At 62.2% G+C, this 15,884-nt stretch carries 15 protein-coding genes; 8 read left to right on the top strand and 7 right to left on the bottom strand.

The genetic code is table 11. The annotated features are described in order from the left end of the window. Positions 1-53 precede the first annotated feature (53 nt). Both RG540_RS04870 and RG540_RS04865 read right to left on the bottom strand, forming a co-directional pair. Complete coding sequence (locus tag RG540_RS04870; RefSeq protein ID WP_038585220.1) at positions 54-746, bottom strand: RES family NAD+ phosphorylase; 693 nt, start codon at positions 744-746, stop codon at positions 54-56. Continuing rightward, positions 743-1,132 (bottom strand): MbcA/ParS/Xre antitoxin family protein, encoded by a 390-nt coding sequence (locus tag RG540_RS04865; RefSeq protein ID WP_038585217.1) that lies wholly within the window; start codon positions 1,130-1,132, stop codon positions 743-745. Before RG540_RS04865 ends, RG540_RS04870 begins: the two co-directional genes overlap by 4 nt. Positions 1,133-1,268: 136 nt before the next feature. On the opposite strand from RG540_RS04865, the gene RG540_RS04860 reads away from it, so the two are divergent. From RG540_RS04860 to RG540_RS04840, 5 genes are all read left to right on the top strand, one after another. Beyond that, positions 1,269-1,754, top strand: a complete 486-nt coding sequence (locus RG540_RS04860) for an HIT family protein (protein WP_038585214.1) — start codon at positions 1,269-1,271, stop codon at positions 1,752-1,754. Between the two features lie 149 nt (positions 1,755-1,903). Next, the gene (locus RG540_RS04855) at positions 1,904-4,711 is read left to right on the top strand and encodes a DUF2339 domain-containing protein (RefSeq protein WP_157884580.1); all 2,808 of its coding nucleotides are present in this window, start codon (positions 1,904-1,906) and stop codon (positions 4,709-4,711) included. 20 nt (positions 4,712-4,731) lie between these two features. Continuing rightward, the gene (locus tag RG540_RS04850; protein WP_038593078.1) at positions 4,732-5,370 is read left to right on the top strand and encodes an HD domain-containing protein; all 639 of its coding nucleotides are present in this window, start codon (positions 4,732-4,734) and stop codon (positions 5,368-5,370) included. 11 nt (positions 5,371-5,381) lie between these two features. Beyond that, positions 5,382-6,233 (top strand): MOSC domain-containing protein, encoded by an 852-nt coding sequence (locus RG540_RS04845; RefSeq protein WP_038585213.1) that lies wholly within the window; start codon positions 5,382-5,384, stop codon positions 6,231-6,233. Further along, complete coding sequence (locus tag RG540_RS04840) at positions 6,226-6,744, top strand: GNAT family N-acetyltransferase (RefSeq protein WP_244446621.1); 519 nt, start codon at positions 6,226-6,228, stop codon at positions 6,742-6,744. Before RG540_RS04845 ends, RG540_RS04840 begins: the two co-directional genes overlap by 8 nt. Before the next feature lie 25 nt (positions 6,745-6,769). Here RG540_RS04840 and RG540_RS04835 read toward each other — a convergent pair whose 3' ends face one another. Next, positions 6,770-7,993 (bottom strand): MFS transporter, encoded by a 1,224-nt coding sequence (locus RG540_RS04835; protein ID WP_038585208.1) that lies wholly within the window; start codon positions 7,991-7,993, stop codon positions 6,770-6,772. 158 nt (positions 7,994-8,151) lie between these two features. Here RG540_RS04835 and RG540_RS04830 point away from each other — a divergent pair, with 158 nt between their 5' ends. Further along, positions 8,152-8,769, top strand: coding sequence for a TetR/AcrR family transcriptional regulator (locus RG540_RS04830; RefSeq protein WP_038593075.1), 618 nt, complete (start codon positions 8,152-8,154; stop codon positions 8,767-8,769). A 47-nt stretch (positions 8,770-8,816) separates the two neighbouring features. Here the strand turns inward: RG540_RS04830 and RG540_RS04825 are convergent, their stop codons facing one another. Genes RG540_RS04825 through RG540_RS04815 form a run of 3 tightly spaced genes read right to left on the bottom strand, consistent with a single transcriptional unit; the run spans position 8,817 to position 12,327 of the window. Next, the gene (locus RG540_RS04825) at positions 8,817-10,763 is read right to left on the bottom strand and encodes a DUF3732 domain-containing protein (protein WP_038585207.1); all 1,947 of its coding nucleotides are present in this window, start codon (positions 10,761-10,763) and stop codon (positions 8,817-8,819) included. Further along, complete coding sequence (locus RG540_RS04820; protein WP_038585205.1) at positions 10,760-11,248, bottom strand: three component ABC system middle component; 489 nt, start codon at positions 11,246-11,248, stop codon at positions 10,760-10,762. Before RG540_RS04820 ends, RG540_RS04825 begins: the two co-directional genes overlap by 4 nt. After that, entirely contained in the window at positions 11,245-12,327 is a 1,083-nt protein-coding gene (locus tag RG540_RS04815; RefSeq protein ID WP_244446620.1) for an ABC-three component system protein, read from the bottom strand. Before RG540_RS04815 ends, RG540_RS04820 begins: the two co-directional genes overlap by 4 nt. A 476-nt stretch (positions 12,328-12,803) precedes the next feature. Between RG540_RS04815 and RG540_RS04810 the strand changes: the two genes are divergently transcribed. Together RG540_RS04810 and RG540_RS04805 are read left to right on the top strand one after the other, a co-directional pair. Continuing rightward, complete coding sequence (locus RG540_RS04810; RefSeq protein ID WP_038593072.1) at positions 12,804-13,703, top strand: DMT family transporter; 900 nt, start codon at positions 12,804-12,806, stop codon at positions 13,701-13,703. 104 nt (positions 13,704-13,807) lie between these two features. After that, positions 13,808-15,067 (top strand): MFS transporter, encoded by a 1,260-nt coding sequence (locus tag RG540_RS04805; RefSeq protein ID WP_038585199.1) that lies wholly within the window; start codon positions 13,808-13,810, stop codon positions 15,065-15,067. A gap of 7 nt (positions 15,068-15,074) precedes the next feature. Here RG540_RS04805 and recO read toward each other — a convergent pair whose 3' ends face one another. Continuing rightward, a complete protein-coding gene (recO, locus tag RG540_RS04800) occupies positions 15,075-15,827 on the bottom strand; it encodes a DNA repair protein RecO (RefSeq protein ID WP_038585196.1) in 753 nt (250 codons plus the stop codon). Positions 15,828-15,884 lie beyond the last annotated feature (57 nt).

The raw sequence follows: 15,884 nt of genomic DNA, 5'->3' as shown, positions 1-15,884 counted from the left end.
GAAGCCGGCCCCGATGCCCAAATTTTTTACGAGAATCTGCTCGGCGATCGCCGTCACACGGCTTTGAGGTCGTATTCCTCACTGCCCGACCAGACGATGTCCCAGGAAGCGCCCGGACGGACGTTGCGGATGGCCGTCGGTTCGAAGGCGACGAGACAGCGGCCCTGATCGTGCCGTACCGACGGATAGATCAGTCCATCATGCCCGTCGCGCCTCAATCTTTCGGCGAGCGCCTGCCCCTGGGGGTAGCCGATCGCGGGATCCGGATCGAGCGCCGGGTGTTCCCTCTCGTCGGCGATGTCCGGATACTCGCCGATAAAATCCGCCAGCAGTTCGACATAACGCGCCGTTTCCTCAAAGACGCCGATGAACCGCAGTTCCCGCGTCTTGTGGAAGGCGACCTCGGCAATCGACGTCATTGTGTCCCAGCTGCAGTACCAGGCGCCGCGGTTTTCGTCGTTGAAGCGGTTTCCACCTTTTCGCGTGTAGGTGAAGGCGGCGTTGATATGAGTGTTGCCGTAGACCTGCAGGTCGTGCTTGCGGCGTTTCCAGGCGAGCTCGCGGCGGTCGAGATAGAGGTTCAACCCGCGCTCGGCGGTCAGCCGCGCGCTGGTCATGCCCTCGATCTCGGCAAGGATCGCCAGTTCCTCGTCGCTATCCACCAGGCCGCGCAGGCTCGGCGGCTTGTGGTAGGTCGCCGGGATCAGCCGCACAAGGGCCCGGTCGCTAACCGAAGTCACGATCACGCGCCGCCCCGCAGGGCATCGAGGTAATTGCGCACCGCGAGGAATTGCGGCAGCCCCTCGTCGATCAGCGTATCGATGGGGCGGGTGCCGCGGAACAGCGGCCCCTCGTTCGGCAACGTCATCCATCTGGAAGCAATCGGATCGCTGAAATAGAGTTTCAGGGCTTTGTAGATGCCGATGACGGCGCTGAGACGCAGCATCTGGTCCTTGGTGAGGCCTCCGGAATATCCGGGTTTTCGGGCACGTTTCCAGGTGCTTTCCGACATGTCCGCGAGGGCCGCCGCTTCGTTCACCGGCACGCCCCATTCGGCGACGACATTGCCAAAGGCCTTCAGCGCGACGGCCGTCAGCTGTTCCGCTTTTTCTTTTCTGGCTGCGACTTCCATGGCAAGGCTCCTGCTTGGCCTTAAGTTTAGGCCATTTGCACTCAATGTAAAGGTCAAATGACCCTTTTTGATACATTGGCCGAATTGCCGCTATTTGCTATCGCTTGGGGGAACTGTCTGCAGAAGGTCGGTCGAGATGCGCATTCCTCCAGAATTCCATGTCTTCGAGACCGAACATTGGCTCGTCAACCACCGGACCAATTCCGCCCTTCCCGGTTATCTGATGATCGGCTCGAAGCGCTTTGTGAATGATCTCTCCGAGCTTGCGGAGGAGGCGTTGCGGGAACTCGGGCCACTGATGGCGAAGGCTCAGAGGGCGCTGGGCCGAGGCCTGAACGCGGAGCGGGTCTATATCGGGCGTTACGGCCATACGCCGGGCCATTCGATCCATTTCCACGTGATCCCGATCTACGGCTGGGTGGAAGCACTTTTCTGGCAGGACGATCGCTACCGGATGCTCAACACTTTCGCGGAAGGCCCGGGCGAGACCGCCACAGATGGCGCAGAACTGACGTTCTTCGTCTGGCGGGAATTTTGCGAACGGTCGGTACCGCCGCCGATCCAGGGGCCGAGCGTTGCAGAGGTCGTCGAGCACTTGCGGGGTGTTTTCCAGGCCGGGTGACCGGCGCGGATGGGACACGGTCATTGCGGCACGGGACCGTGACCGACACCCAACCCGGCGCCTGATTGGTTGTGGAACACGGCTCTTCCCTTCCCTCGGCCGGCAATTGTATAACCGGCTGATTGAACCCTTCACCCGCGAGCGTGCCGATGATCGAAATCCTCCTCCTGCTGCTGGTGATCCTGATGGTGGGGCTCTACCGCAAGACATCGACCCGGGTGGCAGCGCTCGAAAAAGAGCTGGAGGCGATCAAGGTCGGGCTGCTTTCCACGCAGCCGGTTTCCACGGCGGCACCCGTGGCTGCCCCGGCGACAGTTCCCGCTGCGGCGGCTGTTATCGCCACCGAAGCGGTGACCGAAGAACCGGCGGTTCGAGCAGAACCGGTGCCCCAGGCCGAACCGGTTGCGGCAGAGGCCCTGCCGGAGGAGACGATTGCGGCAAGCGTGGCGGCCGAGGACGTTGCGGCCCGCGAAGAGGCTCCCGCCCCGGTCGCGACGACGACACGGACACCAACGCCCGCAAAACCGAAAAACCGCGAAAATCTCGAGAGCTATCTCGGCGCCCGCTGGCCGGTCTGGGTCGGCGGCGTGGCGCTTGCCTTCGGCGGCATCTTTCTGGTGCGCGCGTCGATCGAGGCGGGGCTGCTCGGACCGGGCGCGCGCCTCGTGCTCGCCTGCCTGTTCGGCCTCGTGCTGATGGCCGGCGGCGAGATCGTCCGGCGCCGGGCGATGCCGCAGGTATCCGATCGGTTCAGCAATGCAATGATCCCCGGCGCGCTGACGGCAGCGGGAGCAGTGACGCTGCTGGGCGCTATCTATGCGGCCTACGGAGTCTACGAATTCATCGGCGCGACGCCGGCCTTCATCCTGCTGGCGCTCGTCTCCTTCGCGACGATCGGGCTGTCGCTGCTGCACGGGCAGGCGCTCGCCGGGCTCGGCCTGCTCGCCTCGCTGCTGACGCCGGCCCTCGTCGCCAGCGAACAACCGAACGCCAACGCGCTATTCATCTTCCTCGGCCTCACCTGGGTCGCGGTCAACGCCGCCTCGCGCTTCCGCCGCTGGACCATCGTGCCGATGCTCGCCAATATCGGCATCGGGCTGTGGGCGATCGCCTACACGTTCGGCGCTAATGATTTCGACCCGATGCCCCCGACGCTGACGCTGATCGTGATGATCGCCGGCACCGGCTTCTTCTGGCCGGGTGCCGTCTATGGCACCGACCGCGTGGCAAAGAGCGGCTGGAGCGGGCTGCTCGGACGCCAGCCGCTGACCATCACGCTCTCGGTCGCGATCATGTCGGCTCTGCCGGCGCTCGCCATGCTAGTGGCGGATTCGGTCACCGGCGTCGATCCGTATTTCGCCTCCGCTGCCGTGATCGCGGCACTCGCCGCACTCGGCGCCAGCCGCGCCTATACGGTTTGGCCGGCGATGATCGCCGCCGGCGGGGCGGTGTTGAACCTCTTCGTCGTGGCGCTTTTGCTCCTCGATACCTATGTGCCGCAACCGGTCGGCAACGAACCGCTGCCGGTCGTAACCTATGCGACGGAAGTCGGCGTCAGCCTGCTGCTCGGGGCGGTCTTCACCCTGCTCGGCTTTGCGTTCCTGAAGCGCTTCCGCAAGACCGAACCGGAATTTTCGATGGTCTGGAGCGTCCTGATGTCCGGCGTGCCGGTGGCACTGGCGACCATCAGCTTCCTCAATTTCGGCAATCTCGGGCACGACTGGACCCATGGGCTTTACGGGCTCGGCCTCGGCCTCGTGCTGCTGGCGGGCGCCGAATGGCTGTTCCGCGAGCGTGACGAGACGAGCGAAGGACGCATCGACTGGGCGGCCAACCTGGTCGTTGCCGGATCGTTTGCGGGCTTCACGCTGGCGCTGCACGCGCTGACCAACGGCATCGTCACCACCATTCTCGTCTCGGTACTCGGGTTTGCCTATGTGCTCGGCATGCGGGCTCGGCCATGGCCGGCGCTGCCGTGGATGATGGCGGCGGCTATCCTGATCGTGTTCGGGCGGATCGCCTGGGAGCCGACGCTGATCGGCCAGAACAGCCTTGGCACCACGCCGTTCTTCAACGCGCTTTTGCCGGGCTACGGCATTCCGACGCTGCTGGCGATCGTGACCGCCTATCTGTTGAAGGACTCTTCGGATTTCCGCATCCGCAACCTGATGCAGGCGCTTGCGTCGCTCGCCTCGCTGATGACGGTCGCGGTTCTGGTGCGCCATGCGATGAATGGCGGCGTGCTCGACGACCGGGTGCCGACGCTCGGCGAGCAGTCGATCTACACGCTGCTGACGGTCGGTTTCTCAGGGATTTTGATGACGCTCGATTTCAAACGCCCAAGCCCTGTCTTCCGCTGGGGTTCGATGATCGCCGGCGTGCTCGCCACCGCCAATGCGCTGTCGCTGCACGTGTTCGGCCTCAACCCCTATTTCAGCGGCGAAAACACCGGCGCTTGGCCTTTCTTCAACCTGCTGCTGCTCGGTTATCTCTTGCCAGGCCTCGCCTATGCGCTGGTCGCCTATTACGCCCGCGGGCGGCGGCCGATGCCCTATGTGATCATGCTGGCGCTGGCCGGCGCGGTGCTCGGTTTCCTGTGGGCGACGCTTTCGGTGCGGCGCTTCTGGCAGGGCGAGAACATTGCCGACTGGAAGGGGTTCATGGCCGCCGAGACCTATACCTATTCGGTGGTCTGGCTGCTGATCGGCGTGGCGCTGCTGGCGATCGGCTCCAAGCTCGACGCCAAGAGCCTGCGGCTCGCCTCCGCCGGTCTCGTGCTGGTCGCCGTGGTAAAAGTGTTCCTGGTCGACATGTCGAATCTCGAAGGGATTCTCCGGGCGCTGTCGTTCATCGGGCTCGGTGCGGTGCTGATCGGGATCGGGCTTTTCTACCAGCGCATTCTGGTGAACAAGAGCGGTGAACCCGCCGCCGTTGATTCCCAGGAACCCGTTTCGTGACCACTTCGCTTGTCGCTTCCTTGGCCGCCGCCTTTTCGCCTTTCGAGGCGCTTGCCGATACCCTGATTCCACATGCGACCGAAGGCGACGACGGCTCGCACGACATCGCCCATATTCTCCGCGTCTTCCGCAATGCGATGCGCATCCATGCCAAGGAAGGCGGCGACGGGCGAGTGCTTGCCGCCGCCGTGCTGCTGCATGATTGCGTTTCGGTGGAGAAGAACTCGCCGCTGCGGACACAGGCCTCGCGGCTGGCGGCGGAGAAGGCCGCGACCGTCCTTGCCGATCTCGGATGGGACAAGACGGATATCGCGGCCGTCGCGCATGCGGTGACGGCACACAGCTTTTCGGCCAATATCGTGCCCGAGACGCTGGAGGCCAGGATATTGCAGGATGCGGACCGGCTGGATGCGATCGGCATGGTGGGCGCGGCGCGCTGTTTTTATATCGCCGGGCGGATGGGGTCCGGCCTCTACGACCCGGCCGATCCGCTCGCCAGACACCGCCCGCTCGATGACAAGGCGTTTGCAATCGACCATTTCGAGGTGAAGCTGTTCAAGCTCGCCGACGGCTTCCAGACGGCCGCGGGGCGGGCTTTTGCCACCGAGCGGCATGAGCGGCTGAGGCAGGTCCTCGACCTCTTCATCGACGAGATCTGAAGGAGACCCCGATGCGGATCAGCGAACTCAACCTCTATCCCCTGAAGAGCGGCCGCGGCATTGCGCTTGGCGAAGCGGAGATCACGGCCGCGGGCATTCCCGGCGACCGGGAGATGATGGTCGTCGATCCGACCGGCATGTTCATCACCCAGCGGGAATTGCAGCCGCTTGCCAGGCTCGAGGTCACTCCGGACAAGGATGCCGTGCGCTTCGCGATGGAGGGGCAAGGTGAGATCCGCGTCGCCCGGCCGCCGGCGGACCGGCGCATGGAGACGGTGGTGTGGAAATCGAGCGTCAACGCGGCGCTTGCCGACGATGCGGCCAATGCGACGCTGTCGAAATGGCTCGGCCGGGACATTCGGCTGGTGTTCTTCGACCAACAGGCAAGACGCGTCGCGAGCCCCGAATGGGCGGGCGACAATTCGCCGGTGACCTTTGCGGACGGCTACCAGGTGCTGGTGACCACGACCGGATCGCTCGCCGCGCTCAATGCGGACATGGCGGCCAAGGGCGAAGGCGCGGTCGGCATGGAACGGTTTCGGCCGAATATCGTGCTCGACCATGACGAACCCTGGGCGGAGGACGGCTGGACCGGCATCGAGATCGCCGGCATCCGCTTCGATTTCGTCAAGCCCTGCGCCCGCTGCATCATGACCACGCAGGACCAGCAGACCGGCTCGCGCGGCGTGCCGGACCCGATCCCCGCCATGGGCCGCATCCGCATGTCCGCCGACCGGCGCGTGCCCGGACCGCTGTTCGGCTGGAACGCCGTGCCGCGCGGCACCGGGCGGATCAAGGTCGGCGATATTGCGACAGTGGTTGCCGAGAGGCCGGAGGCCTGGGCGATCAAGCGGCGTGCTTGAGCGGTTCCCATCGATGATCGTCACCGACCGGCTCATCCTCAGGCGCCCAAAGCTTACCGACGTCCCTGCCCTGTTCGAATTCCTCGGCGACCCGAACGCGATGCGGTTCACCCATGTGGACGGCTCACCGAGGGAATGCCGGCGGCGGGTGGCGGTGCACGAATGGCGGCGGCGGCGCGACGGTTACGCGCCCTGGACGGTCGAACTGAAGGAGAGTGGCCGGATCATCGGCTGGGGCGGGCTTTACGACGACCCTTTCGATCCTGGCTGGGGCGTCGAGCTCGGCTACTACTTTCACCCCGATAGCTGGGGCAAGGGATTTGGCCGCGAGCTGACGGCGGCAGCGATGCATGAAGCCGACGAGGTCCTGAAGCTGCCAAAGGTCGGGGCCTTTGCCCGGCCGGAGAATGCCGCCTCGCGGCGACTGCTCGAAAAGACCGGATTTCAGGTGGTGCGCTACGTGCCCGAGATGGAACGCTATTATTTCGAGCGCCTGTCGCCGGAAAGTTGAAAGGCCGCCGCGGCGGCCCCTCCCATTACTCGGCGGGATTGAGCGCCACGCCATCCGGCACGGCCTGCGGCTCCGACCGGCTCAGCAATCCAAAACCGGTGAGCATGGTGGTGAGCGCCAGCGCGCCGCCGGCGACGGCAACCCAGAAACCGTTGGAGGCGCCATGGGCATCAATCGTCCAGCCGGCGAGCGAGGAGCCGGCGGCAAAGCCGATGCTCATGCCGGTCATCGCATAGGTGATGCCTTCCGTGACCTGCGAGGACGGGACGATGCGTTCGATCAGGGTCATGGCGCTGATGAAGGTCGGCGAGATCGCAGCGCCGGCAAGGAAGATGACCGCCGTCAGCCCCCAGAGGCTGCCGACGAAGGGCGTGGGCAGCGTGGTGACGGCGGCGACGAGGCTTGCGAAGAGCAGCCGGCGGGCCAGCGACGACTTGAACTTGATGGCGCCGAAGACGATGCCGACCACGAAGGAGCCGGCAGCATAGGCAGACAGGATGTAGCTTGCGGCGCCCTTGTTTCCCATCGCTTCCGAGAAGGCGACGACCGAGACTTCCGCCGTGCCGAAGATGACGCCCATGCCGGCGCAGAGCACCACCAGGAACCACATGGCACGCAGCCGCATGACCGAACCGCCGCCTTTCATCCGCTGCGGATCGACCTTCGGTTCGGTCGATTTCTGGACCACGAAGAGCGTCGTGCCGACCGCCAGGAAAGCGGCCGACGCGAGCACGCCGGCCTCCGGGAAGAGCGCGACGCTGAGGCCGATGCCGAAGACCGGGCCGCAGATATAGACGAGCTCGTCGATGACAGATTCGAAGGCGAAGGCGGTGTGCAGTTCAGGCCGGTCGCGATAGATCTCCGACCAGCGGGCGCGCACCAGCGCCATCATGCTCGGCATCAGCCCGGCGACGAGGGCGAAGGCAAACAGCGTCCAGATCGGCCAGCGCATCCAGGCGGCGGCGGCAAGACCGATCAGCGCCAGGAAGGTGACGATCGTCGTCGGCAGCAGCACGGCCGACTGGCCTTTCGCATCCACCCAGCGCGACACCTGCGGGGAGATGAAGGCGTTGGCGAGGGCAAACGTGGCCGAGACCGCGCCGGCCAGCCAATATTCGCCATGCGTCTGGGAAAGCATGGCGACAAGGCCGATCGTCGTCATCGGCAGCGGCAGCCGCGCCACGAAGGCGGCGGCGGAAAAACCTTTCGTACCCGGCCTTGCGAATATTTCGCGATAGGGATTGGGCATAACCTGCTCCTTGGGTTATTTTGAATGAGGACTTACATACGCCGCGTATGTGAGGTAAATAGTCGCATACATTTCGTATGTCAATTCACATACGGAGCGTATGCGAATAATTCGGAGTCCGCATGGCTGAGAAGATGGCAGACAAGATCGTCACCGATATGGCTCCCGACACGAGCCCAAGGAGCGCCGCCAGGCCGCGCAAGGAAATGATCGCCGAAACGAAGGCCAAGCTGATCGCCGCGGCAAGGCACGCCTTTGCGCGCCAAGGTTATGCCGAGGCCTCGATGGACGATTTCACCGCCGGCGCCGGGCTGACGCGTGGCGCCCTCTACCACCATTTCGGCGACAAGAAGGGCCTGCTGATGGCGGTGGTCATGCAGATCGACGCGGAAATATCAAACCGTCTCTGCGAGATCTCAAGCCGGGCCGACGATACCTGGCGCGGCTTCGTCGACGAATGCGTCGCCTATATCGAAATGTCGCTGGAGCCCGAAATCCAGCGGATCATGCTACTTGACGGACCGGCGGTACTCGGCGATCCGTCGCAATGGCCAAGCCAGAGCGCCTGCATCCGCACCACCACCGCAAGCCTCCAGAAGCTGATCGACGAAGGCACGATCCGCCCCGTCGACGCCGAAGCCACCGCCCGCCTCGTCAACGGCGCCACCTTGAGTGCCGCACTCTGGATCGCCAGTGCCGAGGACCCGAAAGCGGTGTCGAAAAAGGCGGTGGAGGCGTTTCTGACGCTGGTTTCGGGGTTGTTGGTGGAGAGGTGAGGTTGAGGCGTGGACGCTGGCTGAACTGAAAAACAAGCAGCCTAAGGTCATTGCAGCGGCACTTCAGGCCAATCGTCCGGCACCAACGCTGGCGGCTTTGCCCACGGCGTCTCAACAAGCGATTGCTGGAACCAATCGTCTCGCAAGTTTGCGTGTTCCGTCACAATGAGCTGAAATCCAGGCGCATCCTCGGTGACAAATCGATACAGCATTTCGAACAACCGGCGAACCGCTTCCAGGTCCGCGTCCTTCTGGCTTTCAGTTTGCTCCACCGAACCACCCGCCGCAATGTAAGAAGCGTCGGAAGGAAAGTAGACTTGGCTAGGCTGATCAATCAGCATGAAGCGAGGTATTGGGTGCCCGTATGTCGTCGCAAACCGGTGCAAAGACAAGAGCGCCGCCAGATGGTAAGCGAGATGGTTCTCGCCGCCACCGGTCCTGTTCATGTAAATCGGTCTGCCAGGACGATCTATCACCACGGTCAAGTTGTGCATATCGAGCCGTGCCGGGAACTCAGAAAACTCGCCGCCGAGGGCGGCGATGTACCCAGACATATGAAGGCCGATGTTGCTTAGCGTCGACATCAGTCTCGCATCAGAATCGTCAGTGCCGAGGCGCTCCTCCAAATCGGCTATCCGAGCTTTGAGCCGGCGCTCCTCAGCCTGGAGATGAAGTAGCTCTTTGTTGGGAATGATACCTTCGAGGAACAGGCTTATCCGACCGACTACACGCGACGCCGCGTTGTTTCGGTTGCCTAGCGCCGTTGCCATTTCGCTTGAAGCGATGGCGGAGGAGAGTTCCACCTCTTTTGTTCGGATTTGGTCGCCAATCTCAACCAGCGCTTTTTCTTGCTCAACGAGATAGGCAGCCAATACAGGCCTCTCGCCAGTAACCGCAGCAAGCTCGTCGTCTAACGACCCAAGCTCGCTCAATAGAATCTGGGCGATAGGTCCTTCCATTCCAAGATTGACCTGAGCGAATGGCCATTGCCACTCGCCAGTCGCCCTGTTAACCGGCAAGGCCTTGATTGAGTTCAGTCTGTCACGTTGCTCACTGGCCTCCACTTCAAAGCCTTTCGACCGCTTGGAGAACTGCTCGGCGCCTTCAATACGGCGCTGAACTTCGCGACGCCTGTCGCGTAGGTCGAGCAACGTTCCTTCAATGCTTGAGATCCTGGTACCATCGTCTTGCGGGATCGGAGTGGGTTGCCAGTTCAGTGCACGACGGAGAAGCGCGATGACTGCCGTTTCGTCGTCTCCAAGCGGAATCTCAACCGCACGGGCTTCCGAAAGAAGGCCGATAGCTCGCTCTTCGGAATTGTCGATTGCCTCACGAGCCTGCTGAAGAAGCTTCGTGTTAAGGCGCAGTTCCCGCTGAGCCATGCGAAGCTGCGATTCGAGCGTGAACTTGTCTCGTCCGGATACGCCGAGAAGTATGGGTAGGGTGTCCTTGATGGTCTGAGGTTGCTGCGGTTCGTTCTGCCGATAAAATAACTGCTCCTTGTTCGTGACCAATCCCTGCTTTTGGAACAAGTAATAGAAGCTATGCTTCACGTTAGCATCAAAGCTCACCCTACTGCTTTCAAGTGGAACCTCGGTGGTGTTTTCTGGAATGCCCAACAGGTGCGTCAGCAGCGCCACGACTCCATCATCGCTGTCATTGACCGCAAGCTCAGGGAACGGGGGCGCTTCTAGCTTAGCTCCACGGCGTACCATCGCCATGCTCAAACTTTGCGCCCCAGGCGAGGGCGCCGGCTTGGCGACCAGGACTTCCTCGCCAGTAAACCGGAAAATTACTGAGAACCAAACCACACGATCACGAATGACGCCTTCCGGAACGTTGAAAGTCGATCGCCCCATGCAGTATTCAATGATATCTGAAAGCGCGGACTTACCCGTCGAAGATCGGCCGGTGATAACATTGAGCCCATCGTGAAAGGCCACGTCCCGCCGGCGCCCGTCAACACTGTAAATGTGGATTGATTTGATTTTCATGGCCGAATTCCAAGCGTTGTGTAGATAGTCCCTCGATCGCCAATCAGGGCAAATTGCTTACCCAAATAAGCGGCTACTCGCTGGCAAGCCTTGGATTCCTCACTCCCGTTGACGCTCTTGACGACCCGGCTGTCTCCCGGAACCAGAAATCCTTCCGTCGTAACCGTAAGCGCGCCGACATGCATGAGCAGGCCTAACCCTTCGAACGTAAAGGGCAATACGTCCGCACAGCGATCTGAGAATCCGACGAGGAGTTCGGGATGTTCTGCAATTACCTTGAGGAGGTAGCTTCGACTACCAGTCTGCAGGATTTCGCGGGATCCCTGTTGAAGGCTCAAGGGAAGGATCAGCAGTGACAACGAGAACGGAATTCCCCGCGCGTCTTTCTCCTGAAAACTCGCGATAGCACGATGCAGAACCAGGCCACAGAATGCAGGGTTGAACAGGTTACGAATTTCGATGGGGCGATTGACCCACTGCTTCATGCCGCGACCTCAAGGATCTTGGCGATCTGTTGAAGGAAGCGGGGATGCCAATGGATGCGAGGTTCCGGGCTACCGTTTGCCAGAATATGAAAGGTGCCGCGTACAACATATTGCTCGGCGACGCGCTCGCGGATTCTAAGCTGTCCAGTTGAACGCTCTGCCCAATTGTAGAGCTCACGCCCGGCAACTACGCATGTCTCGTCTTTACTTTCTTCCGTGATGTTTTCGCAAACCACGGCTTTGTAACGGCCCCACTCCTCAACAAGCTTGTCCTCGTATCTTTCGATTTCGCCGGACACGATGAGGGTCGCTCTCGCCCAACTTGAGCGCTGCTCGAAGGCGCGGTAGTAGTCGATGATCGCGTACCGGATGCGTTCTGCAGGTAGGTTTAGCGCTCGCAACTGCTCGACGAAGCGACGTGGATCTGTGTTTGCATCAATGTCGCCCTCCGGAAATTTATCACTGAATTCGATGGGAAGACTGTCCAACTTGTAGTCGTCTGCAAGAACCGCAAGCCGGTCGTGCAACTCCTGTACCTTTATGGGCTCTTTTCGCACGCCGGTCAGCGTTTGGATCACCAGGTCGATCCACCAGCCTTCAAGGCGCTGGAATAGATCCGCTCGAGATTCCTTACGCACGGTTATAAGCCGCCGGCTGATCAGGCCCGGAATGTCTCCGATCCTTGGCGTTTGAGGAAATATTGTAATGCGAGAATAAAAGTCGCTCGCCTCCTCTGCAGTCAGGTCTGCCAGTTCGTCCTTGATCTTGGCAATCAGTTCCGACCGGCTATTTTTTAGCGCGGCAGCCGCGCCCTGAGCTCTATTGAAGCCATCCGCGTCGTGTTCCGCGAACTGTTCGAGGAACGATCCTCCCGAAATTTCCGATGTGGTGAGGAGCTGAAATTGCGCCTTTGAGGCGGTTCGTCCAGTCCCCTTGAAGGTAACGAGCCAGATCCGGACCGATTTCCAGAAATCTATCGACAGATCACTCAGTCGATCACCCTCCGCCTTGTGCTTCACCGAGCCTAACGAAATTCGTCCACCCTGCTCGACGAATTCAACGTCATCGTTACGCTCCATGTAGACGAGGCAGTCCTCGGGATAGTCTAGAGCCTGAAGTAACGCCAACCGGGGCTGGAAGATGTATCCTAGTCCCTGTTCAGCGGCTGAGAATTGCGACATGAGATCCGGCATATAAAACTGGCGTTTGAACCGATGCGGTTCTCCAAGAAATCTTCATCTTTATAGTGAAGTCAGCAGAAGTTAAAATCAACCACTAATCCTCAGCATCCACGATCTGCAACCACCAAATGCCTGCTAATTCCGCCACTGCTTCGGCGCAATTTGGCTGATGCAATTGCCGTGCGCAGTGATCGCTTCTGGCGCAAACGGACGTTACCCCCACTCCCCCGCCACACGCATGGCAGCTATTCGTAAAATCACGTTGTCCGGCCCCTTGCCGAACGGTCACAACCGGGTCATCACCATAAGCCGCCCTGCTTCCCATGCGCCGACCGGATTTCCATCCGGGCGGCACCCCGAAAGAGACTGCCTTCATGACCCCTCGGTCCACCGGCCTCATCTGCGCCATCGCGGCGGTGACGATCTTTTCGCTGCAGGACGGGATTTCCAAACATCTGGGCAGCGCCTATCCGCCGATCTTCATCACCATGATCCGCTACTGGGCATTCGCGGGCTTTGCGTTTGCGCTGGCGAGCCGGTCGTCGGGCGGATTGAAGGTTGCGGCAAGCGCCAGCCGGCCTTGGCTGCAGGTTGCCCGCGGTGCGCTTCTGGCGGTGCAGATCGTCATCTCGATCTTCTCCTTTTCGCATGTCGGGCTGGCGGCCAGCCACACGATGTTTGCGGCGACGCCGCTGGTGGTCGCCTGTCTTTCGGTGCCGTTTCTCGGCGAGAAGGTCGGCTGGCGGCGGTGGACGGCGATCGGCGTCGGCTTTATCGGCATCCTTCTGATCGTCAACCCGCTCAATGCCACCTTCGACGCGGCGATCGCCATCCCGATGGTCGCGACGCTGATGTTCGGCCTCTATTCCGTCATGACCCGGCTTGCCAGCCGCACCGACACGTCCGAAACGGCCTTTTTCTATACCGGCGTCGTCGGCGCGGTGACGATCACCTTTGTCGGCCCGTTCTACTGGACGCAGGTCACGCCCGCCGACTGGCTGTGGATGGTGGTGCTTTGCATCACCGGCATGAGCGGGCATTACCTTCTGATCCGCGCCTTCAACCTGCTCGATGCGGTGGTCGTGCAGCCGATGTCCTATATCCAGTCGGTGCTGGTCTGCCTGATCGGCGTCTTCGTGTTCGGCGAGGTGATGACCGCCAACATGATCCTCGGCGTAGCAATCGTCATCGGCGCCGGCATTTTTACCATCTGGCGCGAAGCCCGGCTCGGGCGCATGAGCCCATCGGCGATCGATCCGCCGGGCACGCCGTAGAGGGCGGCATCATCAATCCCGGTGATGGATTGATTGAGCAAAAGTTGTTTTAACAACAGCGGTGCACGCGGTATGTTTTGCTCCTTGTGTTCGAGGAGGTCCCCATGCCCACGTCTGCATCGCCATCCGTGCGCCCCTCGGGGCAGAGGCCGGCTTCCATGCCCTGGCTGATCATCGTCGCCGGTGCCCTGATCGCCATGCTGACCTTCGGCCCGCGCTCGGCCATGGGCTTCTTCCAGCTGCCAATGCTCCACGACACCGGCTGGGACCGCTCCACCTTCGCGCTCGCCATGGCGATCCAGAACCTTGCCTGGGGGCTCGGCCAGCCGTTGTTCGGGGCGCTTGCCGACAAATACGGCACCGGGCGGGTGCTGACCCTTTCCGGCCTGCTCTACGCCTGCGGCCTGATCCTGATGTCGACTGCCCATTCGGTCCCGGTGCTCTATCTCAGCGGCGGCGTGATAGTCGGGCTTGCGGTCGGTGCCGGCTCGTTCGGCACCATCCTGTCGGCCTTTGCCCGCAACGTGACGCCCGAACAGCGGTCGGTCGCCTTCGGCATCGGCACGGCTGCGGGTTCGGCCGGCATGTTCCTGTTTGCGCCATTGAGCCAAGCGCTAATCAGCACCTACGGCTGGTCGGACAGCCTCGTCTATATCGCCTTGCTGATGCTGCTGGTGCCGGTGCTCGCCTATCCCCTGCGCGGCAATTCCAGCTCCGGCACCCAGTCGCAGTCCGAGGTCAAGCAGACCGTCGGCGAGGCGCTGCGCGAGGCCTTCGGCCACCAGAGCTATCTTCTCCTGACCTCCGGCTTTTTCGTCTGCGGTTTCCAGGTGGCCTTCATCACCGCGCATTTCCCGGCCTATCTCGGCGATATCGGCATCGCGCCCGCTTACGCGGTGATCGCCATGGCGCTGATCGGCTTCTTCAACATCATCGGCTCGTTCGGCGCGGGCATGATCGGCCAGCGTTATTCAAAACCCTATTTCCTCGCCTATATCTACATCGCCCGGTCGATCGCGGTCACCGCCTTCCTCCTCCTGCCGCAAACGCCCGTCTCGGTGATCGTGTTTGCGATCGTCATGGGGCTTTTGTGGCTTTCCACCGTGCCGCCGACCAACGGGCTCGTCGCCATCATGTTCGGCACGCGCCATCTCGGGCTCCTGGGCGGCATCGTTTTCCTGTCGCACCAGGTGGGCTCGTTCCTCGGCGTGTGGATGGGCGGTTATCTCTACGACCGATTCGGCTCGTATGATCCGGTCTGGTGGCTCGGCGTGGCACTCGGCATCTTTGCCGCGATCGTGCATTGGCCGATCCAGGAAAAGCCGGTCGACCGCGGCTTGTTGCGGCCTCAGCCGGCGGAGTAGAGGCCCCTCACCCGGCCTGGCGTTCCGCATCCCTCGAAAGCGCCTTCAGCGCCGCCTGGACGAAGCCGTCGCGGGCGGCGTTTTCCGTCAGGCCCCGAGGTTCGTAGACGTGGCGGTGCAGGAAATAACCGGTGAGCCGGAAGGCCTCCGCCATGCTGTCGCGGTCGGCGGCCGAAGCGGCGCCTTCGCTCAAGAACCCCGGCAGCGCCAGCATCCGGTCGGCATAGGGCGTGCCTGCCTCGCGGGAAACGGCACGGCCGGTTTTCGGCGAGACGTAGACGAGGTTTTCGCGTCCGCCGGTCGCGGCGCATTCGGTGAGGTCGAGGCCGAAACCGAGATCGTTCAGCACCGCGAGCTCGAAACGCACAAAAAGCTCGCCGGCATCGGAGGGGTCGTCGAAGGCATCGAGGATGATGTCCAGCGCCTCGAAGAGATGCGGATGCGGATCACGCTCCGGCAGCAGGCGCAGCAGCGCGCCCATGGCCTGGACGCCGTAGACTGCGGTCGCCGTTTCCATCAGCTTGGCGGCGCGCAGCCGGATCGGTTCCAGCTTGAACTCGCCGAGATGTTCGTCGAGCCGCGCGCGCCAGACGGCCTCGACCCGGTTGCCGGCCTGCAGCACCGGCTGCATCGCCCGCGAGCGGCCGGAGCGGACGAGGCCGAGATGCCGGCCGCGGTCACGGGTCATCAGCTCGGCGATGACGCTCGTCTCGCCGTGGCGCTTGACGCCTATGATGATCGCTTCGTCCTGCCACTGCATGTATCTGTTCAAGCTCCTTCCGAGCCGATTCAACAATAGAGCATAAGTCCTTCGGAC

The organism is Neorhizobium galegae bv. orientalis str. HAMBI 540, from assembly GCF_000731315.1.
Lineage (GTDB): Bacteria > Pseudomonadota > Alphaproteobacteria > Rhizobiales > Rhizobiaceae > Neorhizobium > Neorhizobium galegae.
This window is presented reverse-complemented; position numbering and strand designations above follow the sequence as displayed.

Excerpts from the sequence above, each read along its gene's own strand:
- RG540_RS04865 (WP_038585217.1), bottom strand. The coding sequence starts at position 1,132 with ATGGAAGTCGCAGCCAGAAAAGAAAAAGCGGAACAGCTGACGGCCGTC.
- RG540_RS04860 (WP_038585214.1), top strand. The coding sequence starts at position 1,269 with ATGCGCATTCCTCCAGAATTCCATGTCTTCGAGACCGAACATTGGCTC.
- RG540_RS04855 (WP_157884580.1), top strand. The coding sequence starts at position 1,904 with ATGATCGAAATCCTCCTCCTGCTGCTGGTGATCCTGATGGTGGGGCTC.
- RG540_RS04845 (WP_038585213.1), top strand. The coding sequence starts at position 5,382 with ATGCGGATCAGCGAACTCAACCTCTATCCCCTGAAGAGCGGCCGCGGC.
- RG540_RS04835 (WP_038585208.1), bottom strand. The coding sequence starts at position 7,993 with ATGCCCAATCCCTATCGCGAAATATTCGCAAGGCCGGGTACGAAAGGT.
- RG540_RS04830 (WP_038593075.1), top strand. The coding sequence starts at position 8,152 with ATGGCTCCCGACACGAGCCCAAGGAGCGCCGCCAGGCCGCGCAAGGAA.
- RG540_RS04825 (WP_038585207.1), bottom strand. The coding sequence starts at position 10,763 with ATGAAAATCAAATCAATCCACATTTACAGTGTTGACGGGCGCCGGCGG.
- RG540_RS04820 (WP_038585205.1), bottom strand. The coding sequence starts at position 11,248 with ATGAAGCAGTGGGTCAATCGCCCCATCGAAATTCGTAACCTGTTCAAC.
- RG540_RS04815 (WP_244446620.1), bottom strand. The coding sequence starts at position 12,327 with ATGGAGCGTAACGATGACGTTGAATTCGTCGAGCAGGGTGGACGAATT.
- RG540_RS04810 (WP_038593072.1), top strand. The coding sequence starts at position 12,804 with ATGACCCCTCGGTCCACCGGCCTCATCTGCGCCATCGCGGCGGTGACG.
- RG540_RS04805 (WP_038585199.1), top strand. The coding sequence starts at position 13,808 with ATGCCCACGTCTGCATCGCCATCCGTGCGCCCCTCGGGGCAGAGGCCG.
- recO (WP_038585196.1), bottom strand. The coding sequence starts at position 15,827 with ATGCAGTGGCAGGACGAAGCGATCATCATAGGCGTCAAGCGCCACGGC.